At 44.6% G+C, this 16,367-nt stretch carries 14 protein-coding genes; 4 read left to right on the forward strand and 10 right to left on the reverse strand.

All coding sequences use genetic code 11. The annotated features are described in order from the left end of the window. Window positions 1-13: 13 nt before the first annotated feature. From fabG to yceD, 6 genes are all read right to left on the reverse strand, one after another. A complete protein-coding gene (gene fabG / locus DUN60_RS09140; RefSeq protein WP_010437280.1) occupies window positions 14-748 on the reverse strand; it encodes a 3-oxoacyl-ACP reductase FabG in 735 nt (244 codons plus the stop codon). A 25-nt stretch (window positions 749-773) separates the two neighbouring features. Then, window positions 774-1,697: an ACP S-malonyltransferase gene (gene fabD / locus DUN60_RS09145; protein ID WP_017107284.1), complete on the reverse strand. Its 924-nt coding sequence runs from the start codon at window positions 1,695-1,697 to the stop codon at window positions 774-776. 80 nt (window positions 1,698-1,777) lie between these two features. After that, window positions 1,778-2,728, reverse strand: coding sequence for a beta-ketoacyl-ACP synthase III (locus tag DUN60_RS09150; RefSeq protein WP_114633807.1), 951 nt, complete (start codon window positions 2,726-2,728; stop codon window positions 1,778-1,780). Between the two features lie 5 nt (window positions 2,729-2,733). Next, window positions 2,734-3,759, reverse strand: a complete 1,026-nt coding sequence (plsX, locus tag DUN60_RS09155; RefSeq protein WP_017062152.1) for a phosphate acyltransferase PlsX — start codon at window positions 3,757-3,759, stop codon at window positions 2,734-2,736. Between the two features lie 9 nt (window positions 3,760-3,768). Continuing rightward, the gene (gene rpmF / locus DUN60_RS09160; protein WP_004737376.1) at window positions 3,769-3,939 is read right to left on the reverse strand and encodes a 50S ribosomal protein L32; all 171 of its coding nucleotides are present in this window, start codon (window positions 3,937-3,939) and stop codon (window positions 3,769-3,771) included. Between the two features lie 44 nt (window positions 3,940-3,983). After that, complete coding sequence (gene yceD, locus DUN60_RS09165) at window positions 3,984-4,511, reverse strand: 23S rRNA accumulation protein YceD (RefSeq protein WP_004733994.1); 528 nt, start codon at window positions 4,509-4,511, stop codon at window positions 3,984-3,986. A gap of 149 nt (window positions 4,512-4,660) precedes the next feature. Between yceD and DUN60_RS09170 the strand changes: the two genes are divergently transcribed. Then, window positions 4,661-5,242: a Maf family protein gene (locus tag DUN60_RS09170; protein WP_114633808.1), complete on the forward strand. Its 582-nt coding sequence runs from the start codon at window positions 4,661-4,663 to the stop codon at window positions 5,240-5,242. 260 nt (window positions 5,243-5,502) lie between these two features. Here DUN60_RS09170 and rluC read toward each other — a convergent pair whose 3' ends face one another. After that, a complete protein-coding gene (gene rluC, locus DUN60_RS09175) occupies window positions 5,503-6,447 on the reverse strand; it encodes a 23S rRNA pseudouridine(955/2504/2580) synthase RluC (RefSeq protein WP_114633809.1) in 945 nt (314 codons plus the stop codon). A gap of 618 nt (window positions 6,448-7,065) precedes the next feature. On the opposite strand from rluC, the gene rne reads away from it, so the two are divergent. Next, a complete protein-coding gene (gene rne, locus DUN60_RS09180; protein ID WP_114633810.1) occupies window positions 7,066-10,236 on the forward strand; it encodes a ribonuclease E in 3,171 nt (1,056 codons plus the stop codon). A gap of 258 nt (window positions 10,237-10,494) precedes the next feature. Continuing rightward, window positions 10,495-12,042: a SulP family inorganic anion transporter gene (locus DUN60_RS09185; protein WP_114633811.1), complete on the forward strand. Its 1,548-nt coding sequence runs from the start codon at window positions 10,495-10,497 to the stop codon at window positions 12,040-12,042. 111 nt (window positions 12,043-12,153) lie between these two features. Here DUN60_RS09185 and DUN60_RS09190 read toward each other — a convergent pair whose 3' ends face one another. After that, window positions 12,154-12,603, reverse strand: a complete 450-nt coding sequence (locus tag DUN60_RS09190; RefSeq protein ID WP_114633812.1) for a low molecular weight protein-tyrosine-phosphatase — start codon at window positions 12,601-12,603, stop codon at window positions 12,154-12,156. An 84-nt stretch (window positions 12,604-12,687) separates the two neighbouring features. On the opposite strand from DUN60_RS09190, the gene cobO reads away from it, so the two are divergent. Next, window positions 12,688-13,293 (forward strand): cob(I)yrinic acid a,c-diamide adenosyltransferase, encoded by a 606-nt coding sequence (gene cobO / locus DUN60_RS09195; RefSeq protein ID WP_114633813.1) that lies wholly within the window; start codon window positions 12,688-12,690, stop codon window positions 13,291-13,293. A gap of 180 nt (window positions 13,294-13,473) precedes the next feature. Here cobO and DUN60_RS09200 read toward each other — a convergent pair whose 3' ends face one another. Further along, window positions 13,474-15,600, reverse strand: coding sequence for an AsmA family protein (locus DUN60_RS09200; protein ID WP_114633814.1), 2,127 nt, complete (start codon window positions 15,598-15,600; stop codon window positions 13,474-13,476). 106 nt (window positions 15,601-15,706) lie between these two features. Next, the gene (gene udk / locus DUN60_RS09205) at window positions 15,707-16,348 is read right to left on the reverse strand and encodes a uridine kinase (RefSeq protein ID WP_004734002.1); all 642 of its coding nucleotides are present in this window, start codon (window positions 16,346-16,348) and stop codon (window positions 15,707-15,709) included. Window positions 16,349-16,367 lie beyond the last annotated feature (19 nt).

The raw sequence follows: 16,367 nt of genomic DNA on the forward strand, positions 1-16,367 counted from the left end.
TGTTGCACATAATTTACACCATGTACATACCGCCATTGACGTGAAGTGTTTCACCTGTGATATAAGCTGCCGCAGGTGACGCCAAAAATACCACAGCTTCAGCGATTTCGCGAGGGTCACCTAGTCGACCTGCTGGTACATTCGCCAAAGTTGCTGCACGTTGGTCATCATTTAGCGCTTTAGTCATGTCTGTTTCGATGAAACCTGGCGCTACAGTGTTCACTGTAATACCACGAGACGCAACTTCGCGAGCCATTGATTTAGTGAAACCAATCACACCAGCTTTTGCTGCTGCGTAGTTAGCTTGACCAGCGTTACCCATAGTACCTACTACAGAACCAACGTTTACGATACGGCCTTGACGCTTCTTCATCATGCCACGCAATACAGCTTTAGACATGCGGAAGATAGGCGTTAGGTTAGTATCAATGATGTCATTCCATTCATCGTCTTTCATACGCATGAGAAGGTTATCACGAGTGATACCTGCGTTGTTCACCAGAATGTCAATCGCACCGAATTCATCGTTGATGGTTTTCAGTGTAGCAGCAATTGAGTCAACATCAGTGACATTAAGAGCAAGACCTTTACCGTTCTCACCAAGGTACTCGCTGATTGCAGCAGCGCCGCCTTCAGACGTAGCAGTACCGATAACTTTAGCACCACGCTCAACTAAAAGCTCAGCGATTGCACGACCGATGCCACGGCTTGCGCCTGTAACTAGTGCAACTTTGCCTTCTAAATTCATCATAACTTCTCTATTAATTGGTTATTTACTTAGCAGCGTCTAGTGATGCAGTGTCATTAACTGCAGCAGCTGTCATAGTTTTAACAATACGTTTTGTTAGACCAGTAAGAACCTTACCTGGGCCTAATTCTAGTAGCTTTTCAACGCCTTGCTCATTCATCGCTTGTACACCTTCAGTCCAACGAACCGGACTGTATAGCTGACGAACAAGTGCGCTTTTGATTTTTGCAGGGTCTGTTTCAGCAATAACATCGACGTTATTGATAACAGGCAGTGCCGGTGCGTTGAACTCTAGAGCTTCTAGAGCAACCGCTAGCTTGTCTGCTGCAGGCTTCATAAGGGCACAGTGAGACGGCACAGATACAGGTAAAGGAAGAGCACGTTTAGCGCCTGCTTCTTTACATAGTGCACCAGCACGCTCTACTGCTGCTTTGTTACCCGCGATAACAACTTGGCCTGGTGAATTGAAGTTAACTGGAGACACAACTTCGTCTTGTGCCGCTTCTTCACACGCTTTAGCAATCGCTTCATCATCTAGACCGATGATTGCGTACATTGCACCAACGCCCGCAGGAACCGCTTCTTGCATCAGTTGACCACGTAGCTCAACCAGCTTGATCGCTTCTTTAAAGTCGATAACACCCGCACACACAAGTGCAGAGTATTCGCCTAGGCTGTGGCCTGCTAGGTTTGCAGGTTGCTCTAGACCAAGCTCTTGCCATACACGCCAGATTGCAACAGACGCAGTGAGTAGAGCTGGTTGAGTACGGAAAGTTTCATTTAGATTTTCTACTGGACCATCTTGAACCAATGCCCATAGATCGTAACCAAGTGCTTCTGAAGCTTCAGCAAATGTCTTTTTAACAACATCATACTGTTCGCCTAGGTCAGCAAGCATACCGATAGCTTGAGAGCCTTGGCCTGGGAATACGATAGCAAATTTGCTCATTGTAATTTTCCTTTAAGCAAAGCAAAAAATTGAATAAGGCACATAAGTTATGTGCCTTGTTTGTTGATTATCGCTTGGGGTTAGAATTTAACTAACGCAGAACCCCAAGTGAAGCCGCCGCCAAATGCTTCAAGTAGAAGCGTTTGACCACGTTTAATTCGCCCGTCGCGAACAGCCTCATCAAGGGCCGTTGGTACGGTAGCTGCCGACGTATTGCCGTGCTTATCAAGAGTAATCACAACTTGATCAAGCGACATCGTCAGCTTCTTAGCGGTTGCCGAGATAATACGGTAGTTCGCTTGGTGTGGAACTAACCAATCAAGCTCTGACTTATCCATATTGTTCGCCGCTAATGTGTCTTTAACTAGCTTAGAAAGCTGAGTTACCGCCACTTTAAATACTTCGTTGCCCGCCATGTGCAGCCATTTGTCCGCATCACCGCCACGCTCTGGAACTTCTAGGCTTAGAAGCTCACCATATTTACCATCAGAGTAAATGTGAGTAGACAAAATACCTGGCTCTTCGCTTGCGCCTACAACCACCGCGCCTGCAGCGTCACCAAATAAGATGATAGTAGAGCGGTCAGTCGGATCACAGGTTTTTGACAGTGCATCCGCACCGATTACCAAAACGTTTTTACACATACCAGTCTTGATATGTTGGTCAGCAACAGACAGTGCATAGACAAAGCCAGAACACGCCGCAGCTAAATCAAACGCAGGGCAGCCTTTGATACCAAGCTTACCTTGTACCTGACATGCCGAAGACGGGAATGTATGGCTACTGCTGGTTGTCGCAACGATGATTAAATCAATATCTTCTTTGTCGATACCTGCCATCTCAATGGCATTCTCAGCAGCGTAAAACGCCATATCCGCAACGGTTTCGTTTTCCGCTGAAATACGACGCTCTTTAATACCTGTTCTAGCAACGATCCACTCATCGCTAGTCGCTACCATTTTCTCTAAGTCTGCGTTAGTACGCACCTGAGATGGCAAGTAGCTGCCAGTACCTAAAATTTTGCTATACATGAAGACTAATAATGCCTCTCGAGTAAAACCGCTTCCAAACGATCGCTAATGCGGCTGGGGACTTGTCGTTTGACCTCGTGTACTGCTTCACCAATCGCGTTGACGACTGCAGACACATCAGCACTTCCATGACTTTTAATGACAATGCCGCGCAATCCTAACAAACTTGCGCCGTTATACTGGTCGGGGTTCAAGGTTTTTAATTCAGTAAATAGCTCAGAAAACAACATTCTGGCGATCCAACCCTTTATTGTTGAAGCCATCATGCGCGTTTTTAGCTTATCAATAAAGAGCTGAGCCGTACCTTCGCACGTTTTTAAGCAGACATTGCCCACAAAACCATCACATACGACGACATCAGCAGCATCTTGAAGTAATTGATTACCTTCAATATAGCCTATGAAGTTCACAGACTGAGTATTAGACAACATTTCCGCGCATCGTTTCACAAGGTCATTGCCTTTGATTTCTTCGGCACCGATATTCAAGATAGCGACACGTGGAGCGCGACCTAAATGTTGTTCCGCTAATGCACTGCCCATTACAGCAAACTGAAACAGTGAATCTGCGTCACTAGAAACGTTCGCTCCTAAATCAAGCATCCATGTACGGTTGCCTGAAGCAGTAGGCAAAGCTGAAACCAACGCAGGCCTATCAATACCGGGAAGGAGTTTGAGTCTGAAACGAGATAACGCCATCAGTGCACCAGTGTTACCACCACTCACACAAGCATCAGCCTGTGATTCGGCAACCAAATCGATAGCAGCACGCATAGAACTACCCTGACTATTACGTAAGGCTAGTGACGGTTTTTCAGAATTGGAAATGACTCGATCACAATGCTGGATACTCAAACGAGAATCAGGCATTCGACCCAATGAAGATAATTGAGATGTGATCGCATTTCGATCACCTATGAGAATGACTTTTAGCTCTGGGAAATACGACAGTGCCTGCACGGCGGCAGGCACTGTTACACGAGGACCGAAGTCCCCGCCCATTGCATCAAGCGCAACGGTTAGATTTTGCAAAGGTCAACCTTACTTGTTGATAACCTTTTTGCCGCGGTAGAAACCTTCGGCAGTCACGTTGTGACGTAGGTGAGTTTCACCTGAAGTTGCGTCTACAGAAAGTGCAGCTGTAGTTAGCGCATCGTGTGAACGACGCATGCCACGCATTGAACGTGATTTCTTGCTCTTTTGTACGGCCATTGACCCTACTCCTATGTAAATTCTTAAAGATACTTATTAATAAGTTACTTCTTTAAGTTTTTTAAAACATCAAATGGATTCGGCTTTTTATCTTCCTCAATTTCTTCAGGAAGTTCACCAAACACCAAGTTATTTGAGTTAACGCTACATTTCGCATCGTCGTGCATTGCTATTTGTGGCAATCCAAGGATGAACTCGTCTTCAACTAATTGAATCAGGTCTAACTCACCGTACTCGTTCAGATCTACCAAATCGTACTCTTCCGGTGCTTCCTCTTCACTTTTCTCGCTGTAAACAGGAGTATAAGTAAATTGGACATCGCACTCATGTGCGAAAACCTCATTACAACGTTGACACTCTAAATCGACTTCGACGTTAGCTTTACCAGAGATAACGACTAATCGTTGTTCATCAAGCCCAAATGACATTGAGACTTGCGCGTCACGTTTTACGCCTTCAGTTGTTTCGGTTAAACGCTTTAAAAGACTGACTTGAATGATACCATCCATATCGAGTCGTTTTTGAGCCGTTCTTGCCGGATCAACTGTACGCGGTATTTTTTCCTTTTGCATAGGGCGCGAATCTTATCTTCCAAATCGTGTTTAGTCAAAGGAAATGGCAAAAAAAATGTACTTTCCTACCTTTCCTGTTCAGAGCATTATGAATAGTAGGATAAGTTACGTTATCCTGAACTAAATGCTTACACGAATTGTAAATTAAAATGAGAAATTACCAACTAGTTTTAGCTTCTACATCTCCATTTAGGCAAGAGATCCTCAAAAAACTACAGTTAGACTTTGTCACAGCGAAGCCTGACTGCTATGAAACGCCACTTCCAGAAGAGACTCCTCAACAATTGGTAATGCGTCTTGCTGAGACGAAAGCCAAGTCTTGTGCGGTTGAAAAACCAAGCTTAGTGATTGGTTCCGATCAAGTGTGTGTGATTGATGGAGAAATCATTGGTAAACCACACACTCGTGAAAAAGCGATTGAGCAACTATCTCGCCAAAGCGGTAAAAGCATCACTTTTTATACTGGGATAACCGTATGGAACAGTGAAACCAATAAAGCCGACACTCGCTTAGATACCTTCATCGTACATTTCCGTGATTTTACACAACAGCAGATCATTTCTTATGTTGAGAAAGAACAGCCTTATTACTGCGCGGGCAGCTTTATGTGTGAAGGGTTAGGTGTCGCACTATTTAAACGGATGGAAGGTAAAGACCCGAATACCTTAATCGGTTTACCTCTGATCGATCTGGTTGATATGTTAGAAGCGCAAGGAATGAGCGTACTATAACGGATACCCTCTCTTTTGTTAGAGATTCCCTACTCCTTCCTTCGTCAGTCTAGGGAAGGACGAAGATAGCTACATTATCCAATCAGCTCATGATGTAGAACCTGACTTTAAAAAGTCGTCATCCTCATGAGCGAGGAACGAGCGAGTTGGGGATCTTCTACAACAGATGAAAACAAAAAAGGTTGACGAATTTCGTCAACCTTTTTTGTTAGTAGATAGGTAAGCTAGAAACAGCTAACACTTTCGTATCTCGTATCTTCTTAAAGCTTACGTAGACCAGTGAGTGCTCTCTCTAGCCTTTTTTCCATTGGAGCCGAGATATCCATCTTCTCTTCGCTACCTGGGTGGGTAAACTTAATGTTGGCGGCATGTAAGAACAAACGATTCAATCCTACTTTACCCGTGTAAGCATCAAAACGACGATCACCGTAACGGTCATCCCAAGCAATTGGGTGCCCAGTATACTGAGCGTGTACTCGAATTTGGTGCGTACGGCCGGTAATTGGGCTTGCCTGAACTAACGTCGCATCTTGGAATTTTTCCAAAATCTTAAAACGAGTTTCAGAAGCCTTACCATTCGGGTTAACGCGAACAATGCTGTTTACTTCATTTTTCAATAAAGGAGCATTAACCACTTTACAGCTGTTCTTCCATTCGCCCATCACTAAAGCGAAGTAGTATTTTTGAACCGTTTTTTCACGGAACTGTGCTTGAAGGTGTCTTAGCGCCGAGCGCTTCTTAGCAACAAGCAAAATGCCAGACGTATCTCTATCAATACGGTGCACTAATTCAAGAAAACGAGCATCAGGGCGAAGTGCACGCAATGCTTCAATCGCGCCAAACTTTAGCCCGCTACCACCATGAACCGCAGTTCCTGATGGTTTATTCAGAATCAGCATGTGCTCATCTTCATAAATGATGCACTGTTCTAATTCAGAAACCTTATTGAGTTTCGTGCTTGGCACGTTCTCTTCTGTTTTCTCTTCAATAGTGACTGGCGGGATACGAACTAAATCACCTGCTTTTAGTTTGTATTCAGCCTTGATGCGTTTTTTGTTTACGCGGACTTCGCCTTTACGCACGATTCGGTAAATCATGCTTTTCGGGATGTTTTTTAATTGGTTGCGTAAGAAGTTATCAATACGCTGACCAGCCATATCTTCGTCAATGTCGACAAATTGGACTTGGGTTCTAATTTCGCTCATTGGGCCATTGTATCACTGTCACTTTTGATAATTGAGATTTTCTTAACCCTATTCTGAACTTATTTATCTATAATCCCTGCCGATCTATCCCTAAAAGGTCATTGAAGTTCTATATTTCTTTGATTCTTCGAACAAAAAAGCACCAAGCTTCCTGCAAATTAAAATATCAATTGATAAATTATTTATAGACAGTGAGTTAGAGCTATCAAAACCCAAACAAAAACTGTTTTTTTTACCGCATTACGACAAAGCAGATTGCTGTGTTTACCGACCACTGCTATAGTTCACAGCTGCTATCAATGGATTGACTAATATTTAAACAGCTAACCATTCATAAGCAAGTAAATGAGTAGATGACTCAGATTAGACAGTGCTGCAATCGGCGTAAGACACGGTCAACTGAGTTCCTTATCGCTCTACTCACGTACACTCATGTTGAGTATTCACCGCCACATCGCGGATCATAGGCTAACTCCCTATGATGACTGACGTGCCCCAGAGCATCCCTACTCCAGCCGGGAGGCTGCACCGATAAAGCCATGGGATCTGGCACCATGAGAAACGAATAAAGCGATAAGACCAATGATGAAAATAAGAAAAGACAATGAGAATTTCTAAATGAAAAGAATGTTAATTAACGCAACTCAAAAAGAAGAGTTGCGTGTCGCTTTGGTTGATGGCCAGCGACTGTTCGATCTAGATATCGAAAGTCCAGGTCACGAGTCAAAGAAAGCGAATATCTACAAAGGACGTATTACCCGTATTGAACCAAGCCTAGAAGCGGCATTTGTTGATTACGGCGCAGAACGTCACGGTTTCCTCCCTCTTAAAGAAATTGCCCGCGAATACTTCCCTGAAGGTTATACATATCAAGGCCGTCCTAGCATTAAAGAAGTGCTAAGAGAAGGACAAGAAGTAATCGTACAAGTTGAGAAAGAAGAACGTGGTAGCAAAGGCGCTGCACTGACAACTTTCATCTCTTTGGCTGGTAGTTACTTAGTTCTTATGCCTAATAACCCTCGTGCTGGCGGTATTTCTCGTCGTATCGAAGGTGATGAACGCACTCAACTGAAAGCAGCATTAAGCACTCTTGAGCTTCCTCAAGGCATGGGCTTAATCGTGCGTACAGCAGGTGTTGGCAAAAGTGCAGAAGAGCTAGAGTGGGACTTGAACGTTCTATTGAATCACTGGGGCGCTATTAAGCAAGCTTCTGATTCAAATGCAGCTCCTTTCCTTATTCACCAAGAAAGTAACGTTATCGTTCGTGCGATTCGTGACTATCTACGTCGTGATATTGGCGAGATTCTAATCGACAGCAATACTATTTTTGAACGTGCACAAGCGCACATTCAATTAATACGCCCAGATTTCATGAATCGCGTTAAGAAATACGATGGTGAAGTGCCACTATTCAGCCATTACCAGATTGAAAGCCAGATCGAATCAGCTTTCCAACGTGAAGTTCGTCTTCCTTCTGGTGGTTCTATCGTGATCGACCCAACAGAAGCTCTAACTTCTATCGATATCAACTCTGCTCGTGCAACAAAGGGCAGCGATATTGAAGAAACAGCGCTAAACACTAACCTAGAAGCAGCCGATGAAATTGCACGTCAATTACGTCTACGTGACCTAGGTGGTCTTGTTGTTATCGACTTCATCGATATGACTCCGGTTCGCCACCAACGCGAAGTTGAAAGCCGCCTACGTGATGCCGTTCGTTTAGATCGTGCACGTGTTCAGATTGGTCGTATTTCTCGCTTTGGTCTTCTAGAGATGTCTCGTCAACGTTTGAGCCCATCACTAGCAGAAGCAAGCCACCACATTTGCCCTCGTTGTACAGGTACTGGTGTTGTTCGTGATAACGAATCTCTAGCACTTTCTGTTCTACGTTTGATTGAAGAAGAAGCTCTGAAAGACAACACAGCACAAGTACTTGCTGTTGTGCCTGTTCCAATCGCCTCTTACCTTCTGAACGAAAAACGTCGCTCAGTAAACCACATCGAGAAGAACCAAGAAGTTAAGATCACTGTTGTTCCTAACTCTGACATGGAAACACCACACTTTGAGGTTATCCGTGTTCGTGAAGGTGAAGAGTTCGATCTACTCTCTTACTTGCTGCCTACCAAGCTAGAAGCTTTAAAAGAAGCAGAAAGCAAAGAACCAGCAGAACAGACTATTCGTCCTAAGAAGATCGAAGAGCCTGCTCTGAAAGGTTTCGCGGCTCCAGCTCAATCAGCACCTACTCCAGCTCCAGCTCCTAAAGCTGTTGAAGAGAAGAAAGTTGAACCAGCTGCAACGCAAGAACCTAGCCTAATTGGTCGTTTCTTCAAAGCTATCGGTAGCTTCTTATTTGGCTCTTCAACTCAAGAAGAGAAGAAAGAAGAAGAGAAGCAAGAAGAAAAACCTAAGAACAATCGCAACAACGGTAACCGTCAACGCCGTGATCGTAACGACAACCGCCGTCGTAACCAACGTGGTGACCGTGGCGAACAACGTAACGAGCGTGGTGACCGTAGCGAACAACGTAACGAACGTGGCGACAATCGCAACGAAAACCGTGACAACAAACGCCGTCGTAAACCTGTACGTGATGAGAAACCTGAAGAGCAAAAAGAAGCAGCTCCTCAGCAAACTCGTCAGCCTCGTAAGCCTAAGCAAGATCGTCGCAATAAGCCACGTGATGAGCAGAAGCAACAAGAAGAGCAAGTACCATCTAAACTAGCAGAAGAAGGTCTACAGCTAGCGGCAGAAGCTCAAGCTGATAAACCAGAAGCGCCAAAGGCGAAGCCTGAAGCAAAAGCTGTGAAAATTAAAGAGCGTCGTCAACGTCGTAAGCTGAACAAACTAGTTCGAGTTAAAGACCAGCAAGCTCAAGCAGAAGCTGACAACAATGCCGACAACGCTTCAAAAGAGCAAAAGGTACAAACAGCAAGTCACGAACAAGCTGTAGCTCAAGAACAAAAAGTTGTGGAACAAGTAGAAGCAACTCAAGTAAATGCTGAGCAAACAGAACAGGAAGAGCCGAAGCAACGTCGTAACCGTCGTTCTCCACGTCACCTACGTGCAAGTGGTCAACGTCGTCGTCGCGGTCGTGATCGTCGCCCTAACCCATTCCGCCTACGTAAAGGTGGTGTAGCTTCTCCTGAAATGGCTATGGGTAAAGTGATGCCTCGCTTCATTCCAAAACCTCACCACAATCAGACAAAACCTGAAGTGGCTGAAACGGACGTTGCTGTTGAAGCTCAAGTTGCTACTGAAACTCAAGTTGCTGTTCAAGCTCAAGAGCAAAATACAGCTCAAGAGAATGCACCTCAAAGCAACGTAGTGATGGCTGGCGGTTTTGCTTGTCCTGAATTAGCTATGGGTAAAGTAATCATCTCTCGTGAAGACGCAGTTGTTGCTGAAGAAACTCGCTCTGAAGCTCAGGTAACTGAAGCTCCTGTAGTCGTTGAAGAAGCACCAGTGGTTGTAGAAGCGACGAAAGTCGAAGCGGCTGTTGCAGTAGAAGAGACAACACCAGTTGTTGAAGCTGAAGCACCTAAAGCTGAAAGTGCAAAAGTTGAAGAAGCGCCTGTTGTAAAAGCAGAAGCTCCTCAAGCTGCACCAAAAGCAACGGTTGCTAAGAAGCAAGCAGGCTCTCCAATGACTAAAGCTCCTGGTCCACAAGAGATCAAAGAGATTGAAGTTGTTGCAGCTCCGTTCCGCACTGAGCGTTTTGTACCGAAAGGTGCAGGTAGTCAGGCAGCGTCGAACCAAGCTGGCGCAGGTATGACTAAGCCAAACTACTAGCGATTACTGATAGATAATCACAAGTAAATAGAATCAAAGGCTGCTTATTAAAGCAGCCTTTTTCATATCTACTAGTCGAATAAAAATTAACAGATATATTACTCAAAGTTAGGTTCAACCTTGAACTTAGTCACATTTTTGGGTAGCATTCGCGCACTTATCTTTTCGACACTTCGCTATTGCCGCTCTTTTCCATCACTGTTTGGCTACGCAATACACTCGTGTCGGTAAATCCATTTTTAGCATAGCTGAGCAAACATGTTCGAATTCCCACAATTTTCAAAGCACTCTGTAAAGAATGACGTGCTTTCAGGTCTTACAGTAGCCCTAGCTCTGGTACCTGAAGCCGTAGCATTCGCCTTTGTTGCTGGCGTTGACCCAATGGTTGGTCTTTACGCAGCACTCATCGTAGGTTTAATCACTTCCGTCTTCGGTGGTCGTCCAGGTATGATTTCTGGTGCAACTGGCGCAATGGCCGTTGTAATGGTGAGCCTAGTGGCAACCCATGGCGTTCAATACCTATTCGCAGCCGTTATGCTGGCTGGCCTTCTGCAAATTGCAGCGGGTGTATTCAAGTTAGGTAAATTTATCCGTATCGTTCCACACCCAGTAATGATTGGTTTCGTGAACGGTTTGGCAATTGTGATCTTCCTAGCTCAGCTTGGTCAATTTAAAGCGCCAGACGTAACGGGTGCATTAACTTGGTTACCAAGCGGTCAAATGACACTGATGTTAGGCCTAGTCGCGCTCACTATGGGTATCATCCACTTCCTACCTAAACTCACTACAGCAGTACCTTCTTCATTGGTAGCTATTGTAACGGTAACGGCTTTGGTTGTAGGCCTTGATCTTGAAACTCGTACTGTTGTTGACTTCCTACGTACTATGTCTGGTGACGAAGCCGCTACGCTAGCGGGCTCTCTACCAACGTTCTCTATTCCTGCAGTTCCGTTTTCTTTCGAGACACTTCAGATCATCCTGCCATACGCAATTATCCTTGCAGCTATCGGCCTGATCGAGTCTCTACTGACACTAACGGTACTAGACGAAATGACAAACACTCGTGGCCAATCTAACCGTGAATGTGTTGGTCAAGGTATGGCTAACGTAACGTGTTCTGTATTCGGTGCGATGGGTGGTTGTGCGATGATCGGTCAATCGATGATCAACGTAAACTCAGGCGGTCGTGGTCGTCTTTCAGGTATCGTAGCGGCAGTCGCACTACTGATGTTCATCCTGTTTGGTTCTGCACTGATTGAAATGATTCCTCTAGCAGCACTTGTGGGCGTAATGTTCATGGTTGTTATCGGTACGTTTGAATGGGCAACCTTCAAGCTTGCACGTCGCGTTCCTAAGCAAGATTTCTTCGTTATCGTTCTGGTTACCGTGGTAACAGTACTAACGGACCTTGCGGTCGCTGTTGGTGTGGGTGTTGTTGCTTCGGCACTAATGTTCGCATGGCAACATGCTAAACACATCTACGCAGACAAATCAGTTAACGCTGAAGGCTCTAAAGAGTACAAAGTTAACGGCCCAATCTTCTTTGGTTCAACCGCTAACTTCCTTGAATTGTTTGACGCATACAACGATCCACAAGATGTTATCGTTGATTTCGCCAACTCACGCGTAACAGACCACTCTGCAATTGAAGCGATCGACACGATTGCTGACCGTTACGCTGCACTAGGTAAAACACTTCACCTTCGCCACCTAAGCCAAGACTGTGTAGCTATGCTGCACAAAGCCGGTAGCTTAGTTGAAGCGAACGTTGCAGAAGACCCAATCTACAAAGTAATGTCTAAGTAAGCTTAGTCATGGCTTAAAGCTAGATTTAGAAAGGCCGACATTCGATGTCGGCCTTTTTTATATCGATGAACCTTGATACTTTATCGCCCAACCAAGAACACAGCCTCTACACTACATTGAACGCAGTATCGCTTCGCTAGACTCTTCGATTAAATCCAACACCAACTCAAAGCCATTTCCCTCACCATAATAAGGATCCGGTATCTCTTGATATTGTGACTCTCCAAAGCTCAAGAATAGCGCAAGTTTGTATTGAAGGTGGGCTGGACACTGATTCGTTAGATCATCTAAATTCGCCTTATCTGCGGCTAGTATTAAATCAAACCCATCAAAATCATTCATCACTACCTTGCGAGACGTAATACCTTTAAAGCTGTAGCCACGCTTTTCACCGGCTGACTTAGAACGTGAATCTGGTGGATTACCTTGATGAAAGCCAATCGTCCCCGCGGAGTCGACCGTTACATCAATATCCATCTGTTGAGCTTTCTTTCTAAGCACCGCTTCACCTGTTGGCGAACGACAAATATTCCCCATGCAAACAACGAGTATCTTTTTCATCCATAATCACCTGTTCTTCCGATGGTTTTTGCTATCGTTAAGTTAGGCTATGATAGGCGCAATCACAACTTAAAAGGATTTGTTATGTCGACCGAAGACAACAAAGAACAACGCCATAAAGCAAGACAACAGAAAGTAAAAGAACAAGTTGATGCACGAGTGGCTGCAGCACAAGAAGTGAAAGGCTTATTGCTGGTTATTACTGGTAACGGTAAAGGAAAATCAACATCCGGTTTTGGTACCATTACACGTGCAATTGGTCACGGTAAGAAATGTGCCGTTGCACAATTTGTCAAAGGGACTTGGGATAACGGCGAAAAGAACGTTCTTCAAAAACTGGATGTGGAATTCCAAGTTATGGGAACCGGCTTCACTTGGGAAACCCAAAACAAGGCTCAAGATATCGAAGCCGCGCAGCGTGTGTGGAAAGAGTGTCAGCGCATGCTAGCCGATGAGTCGATTGATGTGATTCTGTTTGATGAGCTGACTTACATGGTTAGCTATGGCTATATCGAACTGGATGAAGTGGTGGAAGCTCTGAATAACCGTCCTAAAATGCAGTCAGTAATCATTACTGGCCGTGGCGCGCACCGCACTTTAACGGACATGGCCGATACGGTATCAGAAGTACGTAACGTAAAACACGCTTTTGAATCTGGTGTGAAAGCTCTGCAAGGCGTTGACTGGTAATCGCATTCAACTAGAGATCCCCGACTCTTTAGTGTTACTCCCCTAAATAAAGGACGAGCACCTATCGTCATTCCCTAGGACGAGTGTCATAGGGAATCTCTAGAAAGTATTATAAGCATCCAAAAAAAGCGCCACTCCTGCAACAGGAGTGGCGCTTCTTTATATGCGAGTTAGAAAGGTTTAGTTAAAGAAACCTTTCAACAAACCGTCAACCGCTTCTTTGGTCTTCTCGTCTTTGATCTTATCCGTTAGCTTATTCACACCACGGTCAATCTCTTTTTGTGCTTTTTGCTTCAACACATCATCAAAAACAAGCGCAAATTTCGGGTCAGCCCATTGGCCTGTCACCTTAATTGGGATGGTCACATCTTTCAGGTCATCAATGTTCTTACCGCCCTGGCCTTCAAGCGAACCAACAATCGATGTACGTACAAGGAAGTCGACCGTTTCATTAATGAAGTTTGCTTTACCTTGACCTGTCACGCGTAGCAGTGGTGACTGTGCCGATAAGTCGTTCGTTGAAACCCAACCCTTATCAACTTTCAGTGTCGCTTTCATTGCGCTGAAATCCGTCTTTTGAGCCTCATCTTTGCTTTCGACTTTTTCGCCTTTGATCTTAGCGTAATTTTCTCGAATCAATTGAGCAACGTTGATGCCATTCACCGCACCATCTTCAAAGTTAATCACGATCGTGCCGACTAGGTTCTTCTTGATTCCTGTTGGCGTAAGGCTCTTACCTTTAACGTTAACATCGATATTACCCGTCCCTTCCAGCATGTCGTTGTTCGCTACATCAACCAGTAACGGTTGAACCTTCACACCTCTAATTTTCTTCTTAGCAGTGTAAGTCGCTGGTGTTTTACGAGCGTCTAGCTTAGCGGTCGCAGAAATAGAACCTTGGTAAAGATTCGATGTGAATGAGGTTAGCTCTGCGATACCACGGTTAACCGAAAATGCCGTTTTAACATTCTGCATCTTCGCATTGCTCGCCTTGAACTTATCAATTGTGATGTCACCTTTCACGTCGAGCGTTTTCAATGCAGAAAGGTCAGGTTCGACTTCTTTCGCTGGAGCCGAGCTGCCAGCACTTGAAGTTGAGCCACCAGCAGAATCCGAAGGCGCGGTGCTTGCAGTTTCTGTTGAGTTGCCTAAGCCTAAGAACTCATCTAAATCAATATTCGGGCTATGAAGAGAGAAACGAACCTTTGGTATTTCAGATAGGGTTACGTCTGCTTTACCGTCTAAAGCAATAGCGTTAGCTTGTAGCTTCTCTAACACAAAGCTCAGGTGGCTCTTATTAAGATCGAAGCTTAAATCAGACAGCATGTCGACTTTCATTGGAGACTGAGGAAGCGTGTCGCCTTTGAATGTTGAGTCTAACGTTAATTTGTTCAGCGTTACTTTTGAAATCGCGCTATCGACGGTAAGTTTGCCGCCACCTTTAAGATCAAGATCAAGGCCAGCCGCATTACCGATTACAGCGTAAGTCAGTTGGTTTACCTTATCGAACTCAAACGTATTCAATCCAATCTTTGCTGACTCAATCGACGTCGTTGGATCATTGAACTTAGCGTTTAAGTCAATATTACGCAGTGCGTAACTTGCGAAGCCTTCCGCTAATTTGAATTCTGCACTACCGTTTGCAGAGAACTTCTGTTGATTGTTTTCACCAGAAGCGGCAAATGTCGCGGTTGTCCATGTATCAACGGCAAACTCAGAAAGATTCAAAGACACATCGTATAGCTTAGTGAATGAACCTGCTTGCTTGTCGTCCATCTCAAACAACGCATTTGAAACAGTGACGCCGGCAAGGTTGATCGTCCAGCCAGATGCGTCTGTAGCACTTTGCTCTTGGGGCGCAGGTGTTGATTCAGAACTTGCGTCAGCTGCAGGCTCAGACTCTTGAGGAGCTGATGCTTGAGTTAGCGCGTCGATATTCTTACGACCATCTTTAAGCGTTTCTAAATAGAATTCTGCACCATCTAGAGTAATGTTGCCGATCTCTAGTTGGTTGCTAAATAGCGGGGTAACCGAAACATCAACGCCAACGGTATCAACCTTAAACAGGTTTGGTTGGGTGAATCCTTCAGGGTTACGTAATTCAGTTTGACCAAGTTCGAAGCCAATAGATGGGAATAATTGCCAGCTGATATCGCCCTCAATCACGAGCTCTAGGCCTGTGTGTTTTTGGGCTTGTTCGACAATTAATGGCTTAAATTGGTTAGGGTTCACTAACAGCACTAGTGCCAGAATTGCTGCAACGACAACAAATACTGGTACAGCTATGAAAATGAGTAGTTTCTTCATCCGCATATTCCTTGCTTAGATTCCAAAAGAAAGTGGCACTATAAAAGTGCCACTGATTCGGTAAAAAATAAAGCTAAGTGAGTCACTTAGGCAAAATTTTATTCGATTAAGACTTCAACAACTTCGCAATGTGCGCTTTTAGCACGTCAATCGCAATGCGGTTTTTACCACCACGAGGAACGATGATGTCTGCATGTTGTTTTGAAGGCTCGATAAACTGCATGAACATTGGACGTACTGTTTCTTGATATTGCTTAAGTACCGTGTCCATTGTACGACCACGTTCTTCTACATCACGCTTAACACGGCGTAGTAGACAGATGTCTAACGGTGTATCCATAAACACGCTTGCGTGCATTAGTTTACGAAGACGCGGGTCTGTTAGAAGCAGAATACCTTCTAAAATGATCACTTTCTTAGGTGTAAGTGTAGTCGTTTCAGAGGTACGTGTGTGTTCTGTGTAGCTGTATTCAGGAACTTCTACCGCATTGCCACTCATTAGCTGCTGTAGGTGTTCACATAATAGATCATGATCCAGTGCATTTGGGTGATCGTAGTTAGTTTTAACACGCTCTTCCATACTCAAGTGGCTTTGGTCGCTGTAGTAGCAATCTTCCGTGATAACACCAATTTGATGGTCGCCTACTTTCTCGCGCAACTCATTATAAATTGTACTAGCAATCAGACTTTTTCCTGATGCTGAAGCGCCAGCGATACCTACGATGACACATTGATTATTATCAGACATTAATTTTGCACCCGATATG

Source organism: Vibrio splendidus, assembly GCF_003345295.1.
Taxonomy (GTDB): domain Bacteria; phylum Pseudomonadota; class Gammaproteobacteria; order Enterobacterales; family Vibrionaceae; genus Vibrio; species Vibrio splendidus_K.